Origin of the sequence: Streptomyces boncukensis (assembly GCF_011045075.1) — a bacterium.
Lineage (GTDB): Bacteria > Actinomycetota > Actinomycetes > Streptomycetales > Streptomycetaceae > Streptomyces > Streptomyces boncukensis.
The window spans coordinates 1-6240 of sequence record NZ_JAAKZZ010000444.1 but is presented as its reverse complement, the minus strand read 5'-3'; the positions used below and the strand labels follow the sequence as shown (position 1 = coordinate 6240).

The 6240-nt window shown below is 72.0% G+C and carries 4 protein-coding genes; 2 read left to right on the top strand and 2 right to left on the bottom strand.

Annotated features, from left to right (window positions below; translation table 11 throughout):
- Positions 1-318: 318 nt before the first annotated feature.
- Positions 319-1596 (bottom strand): C40 family peptidase, encoded by a 1278-nt coding sequence (locus G5C65_RS29170; RefSeq protein WP_165302040.1) that lies wholly within the window; start codon positions 1594-1596, stop codon positions 319-321.
- A 116-nt stretch (positions 1597-1712) separates the two neighbouring features.
- Between G5C65_RS29170 and G5C65_RS29165 the strand changes: the two genes are divergently transcribed.
- A complete protein-coding gene (locus tag G5C65_RS29165; protein WP_165302039.1) occupies positions 1713-2066 on the top strand; it encodes a hypothetical protein in 354 nt (117 codons plus the stop codon).
- A 6-nt stretch (positions 2067-2072) separates the two neighbouring features.
- Here G5C65_RS29165 and G5C65_RS29160 read toward each other — a convergent pair whose 3' ends face one another.
- Positions 2073-3314, bottom strand: a complete 1242-nt coding sequence (locus tag G5C65_RS29160) for a C40 family peptidase (protein WP_165302038.1) — start codon at positions 3312-3314, stop codon at positions 2073-2075.
- A gap of 388 nt (positions 3315-3702) precedes the next feature.
- Here G5C65_RS29160 and pcrA point away from each other — a divergent pair, with 388 nt between their 5' ends.
- On the top strand, positions 3703-6228 hold the full coding sequence (gene pcrA / locus G5C65_RS29155) for a DNA helicase PcrA (RefSeq protein ID WP_165302037.1): 2526 nt from the start codon (positions 3703-3705) through the stop codon (positions 6226-6228).
- Positions 6229-6240 lie beyond the last annotated feature (12 nt).

Below are 6240 nucleotides of genomic sequence, written 5' to 3'. Positions count from 1 at the left end.
CTCCCGTACCCGCCCCCGCCGTCCCCGTTGTTGCCGTCGTCCCTGTCGTACCCGTGGTCCCTCCCGGCGCACCGGAGGGGGGACGCGTACGGTCGTTCGCGTCTCCGCCCGATCCCTTCGAGCCGTCCCGCGCCGTCTCCACGGCCACTGTGCCACCCCGCATTTCAACTTCCGTGCGATGGAAGGGGATTGTGCCCTACACGAGTGTCGTCCGGCTCGGCAGGCCGGGTTCGGCAGGGTGAAAGTGGGCGGAGCGACGTTGATCCGGGTGCCGCGGGGTGCGCGAGGTTGACATCGGTGTTGACCTCCGGGCGGGCGTCAGCCGGGACGGACGGCGCCCGCCCACGGCATCTCGCTGACCGGTGCGACCCGTACCGTCCTGCCCGGCCGCGGGGCGTGGATCATCTGCCCCCGGCCGATGTAGAGGCCCACATGGCTCCGTGAGCCGTAGAAGAACACCAGGTCGCCGGGGGCGAGTTGGGAGCGCGAGACGTGCCGCCCCGCCCGGTACTGGGCCTGCGAGGTGCGCGGCAGCGAGACGCCGGCGGCCCGCCAGGCGGCCTGGGTGAGCCCGGAGCAGTCGTAGCCGGAGGGGCTCGTGCCGCCCCAGACGTAGGGGGTGCCGATCGCCCGGCGCGCGAAGGCGATGGCGCGCTCCGCACGCCCGCCGGTGCGCGCGGACGCGGTGGATACGGCGGACGCGGCGGAGGCCGCGCCGGGTGTCCCGCCGGCGCCCCCGGCGGTGGCCGCACCGCTGGTGGTGCCCGGTTCCGTGACGGTCCGCATGCCGCTCCGGCCGGTGGTGCGCCGGGTGGCGCCGCGCGGGCCGCGGTCGCCGTTCCCGGCCCGCTCGGTGCCGTCGGCCCTCGGGCCGCCGCCCGTGCCGCCGGTGCCGCCGGTACGGCTGCTGCCGCTGCTGCCCTCCGGTGCGCCGTTCAGGACGCGGTCGCGCTGGCGGGGCGTCAGACGGCGCAGCAGGTCCTGTGCGTCCCTGAGCTTGCCGCGCACGGTCTGCTTGTGCGTACGGGCCCGTCGCGCGGCCTCACGCACCGCGGCCGATGCCGCGCTCGCCTCGTCCCTGAGCCGGGCCAGCTCGCGCGACTGCCGGGCCAGCCGGTCCAGCGCCCTGCTCTGCCGGTCCCCGGTCCGCTCCAGTACGGCGGCCCGCCGCAGATAGTCGTCCGGGCGGGCGGAGAGCGCCAGCCGGAGGGTGGGGTCGGCGCCGCTGCCCTCGCGGTACTGCGCTGTGGCGTAGGTGCCCAGGGCGTTGCGCGCGCGGTTGAGCCGCGCCATCCGGCGCGCCGCCGCGCTCTGCAGCCGGTCCAGCTTCGCCTGCGTCCTCCCGGCCCGCTCCTGTGCGCCGTTGTAGCGTTCGGTGGCGCGCTCGGCGTCCCGGTGCAGTCTGTCGACCTTGGCCTTGACCTGGTCCGGCCGGGCGGTGCCCGCGTCCGGCTGGCGGGGCTGCGCGACGGCAGCGCCGTCGAGGGAGGTGAGACCGGCCGCCCCGGCGAGCGCGAGGGTGAGTGCCGCGCGCGCCGCCTGGGTGGTGAGGAACGCGAAGGGGCGGTGCTGCTTGGACTTGCGGTGCGAGGCCATGAAGCAGGACGCTAAATGCCGCCGTTGTGCCGCTGTGCCGCGATGACAGGGACTGGTCGCTTTCGCCCGCCCCCTTCCGTGCTGGGCCCGCTTCCTGCCCGGATACGCTCACCAGCATGGACGTACTGATTAATGTGTTCGTGGGTTTGCACATTATCGGCATCGCCGCGCTGCTCGGTGGAATTTTCCCGCAGCTCACGGCGGTCAGAGCGGGCGCGGGCCGATTCACCCCCGGGATGCTGCACGGCGCGTTGACCATGCTGGTCACCGGTGTGGCGCTGGTGGGGCTGAACCAGGCGGACGATCAGTCGGTGAACAACGTCAAGATCGGCGTCAAGCTCGCGCTGCTGGTGGTGATCCTCGCGCTGGTCTATGTGAAGAGGGACGAGGAGAAGGTCCCCTCGCCCCTCCTCGGCACCGTCGGACTGCTGACCGTGGCCAACATCTTCATCGCGGTGCTGTGGACCTGAGAAGGCTCAGGCGGGGCGGACCGCCGAGTGGAAGGGCATGGTGTCGATCGACTCGAAGCGGATGTTCGTGCCCGGCTTTGGCGCGTGGATCATCTGGCCGTCTCCCGTGTAGATGCCGACGTGGCTCACGTCGTCGTAGAAGAAGATCAGGTCACCGGGCCGCAGCGCGGACCTGGCGACCTTCGTGCCGACCTTCACCTGGTCGAACGTGGTACGGGGCAGGGAGGCGCCGCCCTCCTTCCACGCGGCCTGGGTGAAGCCGGAGCAGTCGTACGAGTTCGGGCCCGTGGCGCCCCAGACGTACGGCTTGCCGAGCTGCTGCTTGGCGAACCCGAGCACCTTCGCGGCCTTCGCCGCGTACGAGCTGTCGGGGGTGCTGGTGTCTCCGGAACCCGTGCCCGTGCCGGAGCCCGTGTCCGAGCCCGTATCCGAGTCAGGGCCGTCCTGCTGGTCGCCGGTGTCGCTCTCGCGCTCGCGCTGCCGTTCGCGCTGCCGTTCGCGCTCCTTGCGCGCCTGCTCGCGCCGTTCCGCCTCCGCGCGCTCCATGGCCTTCTGCCGGGCCTCGGCGCGCTTCTTGCGCTCGATCTCGGCCAGGCGCGCCTTCTCCTCAGCCGTCAGCTTCGAGAGCAGCTCGCGCGCCTCGGAGAGCTTCGACCGGATCTCGCTCCTGTTCGCCTTGAGCCGCTTCTGGGACGCGCTCAGCCGGGCGAGCTGCCGGGTCGCCTCGGCCCGCCGGCTGCCCGCCGCGCGCTGCTGCTTCTCGTAGTCGGTGACGGCCTTCTTCTGGCTGCCGGTCAGCCGGTTCATCAGGTGCCTCTGTGTGAAGAACTGCTGCGGGTCCTCCGTCAGCAGCAGGGTCGCCGTCTCGGAGACGCCGCCCGTGCGGTACTGCGCGGCGGCGTAGCGGCCGAGGGCGCGGCGCGCGTCGTTCAGCCTGTCGGTGCGCTTGGCCACCTGGTCGAGCGTGCGGTTGACCTTGTCGCGCTGTCTGCCGGTCGCCTCCTTGGCCGCGTTGTACTTCTGGGTGGCGCTGCCCGCCTGCCGGTACAGCGCGTCGACCCGCTTCTGGACCTCGGCGAGGGAGGGCTTGCCGCTGTTCCGGTCCGGCGGGTCGGTGGGGGACGCGTGTGCCGACTGGGAGAGGAGGGTGAGCGAGGCCAGCGCCGCGGAGCTGATGCCCAGCGCGCCGCGCGCGGAGGCGGCGGTCGCGAGGGCCCGGGTGCGTGGCTGCTTGCGGTGGGACGCCAAAGTCGGCGACTCCTTCCGATTCACCGCCTGCCGGGTCAGCAGTGGGGCGCCCCCTGTTCGGGCGGAGCCGAGCCTGGGGAAGGCCCGGAGGGCTCGGGCGTCGGAGAGGTGTCCTACGGCGGGGTCTGGCGGGCCGCGCCGATTCGCCCCGGTGGTGCGGGTGGGTCCCCGGCTCCGGTCTGCGGTGGGGCGCGGCCGGACTCGGCGGAGGCGGCCCGCGCCGGCGCTTTCGCCGACAGGTGGCCGGGCTGCCTGGAACGGCACCGTAGTGGGGCGTGGTGCCGCTGTGAAGGGCGGAGTGTGATTCGCCCGATATCTTTTCGTTATCTCGTGTGACCTTCGGCGCGGGGGAACGGCTGTCGGTGGGGCGTCCTAGACTCGTACGACGATGAGCAGCCTCTTCGATGACAGCTTCCTGGCGGACCTCGACGGTGCGGACCCCGAAGGGTCCGGTGACGACGTGCCCCCGCCGCCTCCCGAGGATCCGGAGGCCGATGTCTCCGGTGCGTCCGGCGCGTCCGGCACGTCCGGCGAGGAGATCCCCGACGATCTCTTCGCAGGGACGTTCGCGGGGACGTTCGCGGGCGGCGCCGGCCGTGACGCGTACTACCGCGACGGCGCCCCCCGCCCCGCCGTCGATCCCGCCGCGCTGCTGGAGGAGATGAACGAGCAGCAGCGCGAGGCCGTCGTGCACTCCGGGTCGCCGCTGCTGATCGTCGCGGGTGCGGGCTCCGGCAAGACACGGGTGCTCACCCACCGCATCGCGTATCTGCTGGGGGCGCGCGGTGCGCACCCGGGGCAGATCCTCGCCATCACCTTCACCAACAAGGCGGCGGGCGAGATGAAGGAGCGGGTGGCGGAGCTGGTGGGGCCGCGTGCGCAGTCGATGTGGGTGTCGACGTTCCACAGCGCGTGCGTGCGCATCCTGCGCCGGGAGAGCAAGAAGCTCGGCTTCACCTCGTCGTTCTCGATCTACGACGCGGCGGACTCCAAGCGGCTGATGGCCCTGGTCTGCCGGGATCTGGATCTGGACCCCAAGCGCTTCCCGCCCAAGGCGTTCAGCGCCAAGGTCTCGAACCTGAAGAACGAGCTGATCGACGAGGAGGACTTCGCGGGCCGGGCGGCCGCGGGGTTCGAGAAGACCCTCGCCGAGGCGTACACGATGTACCAGGCACGGCTCCGCGAGGCCAACGCGCTGGACTTCGACGACATCATCATGACGACGGTGCACCTGCTCCAGGCGTTCCCGGACGTCGCGGAGCACTACCGCCGCCGCTTCCGCCACGTCCTCGTCGACGAGTACCAGGACACGAACCACGCGCAGTACCAGCTGGTGCGCGAGCTGGTGGGCTCCGGGGAGGACCGGGCGGAGCTGTGCGTCGTCGGCGACGCGGACCAGTCGATCTACGCCTTCCGGGGCGCCACCATCCGCAACATCCTCCAGTTCGAGGAGGACTACCCGGACGCCACCACGATCCTGCTGGAGCAGAACTACCGCTCGACCCAGACCATCCTCAGCGCCGCCAACGCCGTCATCGAGCGCAACGAGGACCGCCGCCCCAAGAACCTGTGGACGAACGCCGGATCCGGCTCCCGCATCACCGGCTATGTCTCCGACACGGAGCACGACGAGGCGCAGTTCGTCGCCGACGAGATCGACCGGCTGACGGACGAGGGAGCCGCCAAGCCCGGCGACATCGCGGTGTTCTACCGCACCAACGCCCAGTCCCGGGTCTTCGAAGAGGTCTTCATCCGCGTCGGCCTGCCGTACAAGGTGGTCGGCGGCGTGCGCTTCTACGAGCGCCGCGAGGTGCGGGACGTGCTGGCCTATCTGCGCGTGCTGGCCAACCCGGAGGACGCCGTCCCGCTGCGCCGGATCCTCAACGTCCCCAAGCGGGGCATCGGCGAGCGCGCCGAGGCCATGATCGAGGCGCTGGCGCTGCGCGAGAAGGTCACCTTCCCGCAGGCGCTCGTCCGGGTGGACGAGGCGTACGGCATGGCGGCCCGTTCCGCGAACGCCGTCAAGCGCTTCAACACGCTGATGGAGGAGCTGCGCACCGTCGTGGAGTCCGGCGCCGGTCCGGCCACCGTGCTGGAGGCGGTGCTGGAGCAGACGGGGTATCTCGCCGAGCTCCAGTCGTCCACGGACCCGCAGGACGAGACCCGGATCGAGAACCTGCAGGAGCTGGCCGCCGTCGCCCTGGAGTTCGAGCAGGAGCACCAGGGCGAGGAGGTCACCCTGGCCGACTTCCTGGAGCAGGTCGCCCTCGTCGCCGACTCCGACCAGATCCCGGAGGAGGGCGAAGCCGACGACGCGGGGGTGGTCACCCTGATGACGCTGCACACGGCGAAGGGGCTGGAGTTCCCCGTCGTCTTCCTGACCGGCATGGAGGACGGCGTCTTCCCGCACCTGCGCGCGCTGGGCAACGTCAAGGAGCTGGAGGAGGAGCGGCGGCTGGCGTACGTGGGCGTCACCCGCGCCCGCGAGCGGCTCTATCTGACGCGCTCGACCCTGCGCAGCGCCTGGGGCCAGCCCTCGTACAACCCGCCGTCCCGCTTCCTGGAGGAGATCCCGGACCAGTATCTGGACTGGCGGCGGAGGGGCTCCACGGCGCCTCCGGGAGCGGGCTCGTCGTCGTTCGGCGGCGGCGCGGGCGGGGTCGCCTCGTCCCTGTCGTCGTCCGCGAGCGCCTCGGCCCGGCGGGGCGGGCCCTCCGGGTTCGCCACCCGGCGGACGAGCGACCGGCCGGTGGTCCAGCTCCAGACCGGCGACCGGGTCACGCACGACAGCTTCGGGCTGGGGACGGTGGTCGCGGTGAAGGGCAGCGGGGACAGCGCGGAGGCGACGATCGATTTCGGCGGAGAGAAGCCGAAGCGGCTGCTGCTGCGGTATGCGCCGGTGGAAAAGCTGTGATGAGCGTGGGGC

Bases quoted from the DNA above. Each gene is read 5' to 3' on its own strand.
- G5C65_RS29165 (WP_165302039.1), top strand. From the start codon at position 1,713: ATGGACGTACTGATTAATGTGTTCGTGGGTTTGCACATTATCGGCATC.
- G5C65_RS29170 (WP_165302040.1), bottom strand. From the start codon at position 1,596: ATGGCCTCGCACCGCAAGTCCAAGCAGCACCGCCCCTTCGCGTTCCTC.
- pcrA (WP_165302037.1), top strand. From the start codon at position 3,703: ATGAGCAGCCTCTTCGATGACAGCTTCCTGGCGGACCTCGACGGTGCG.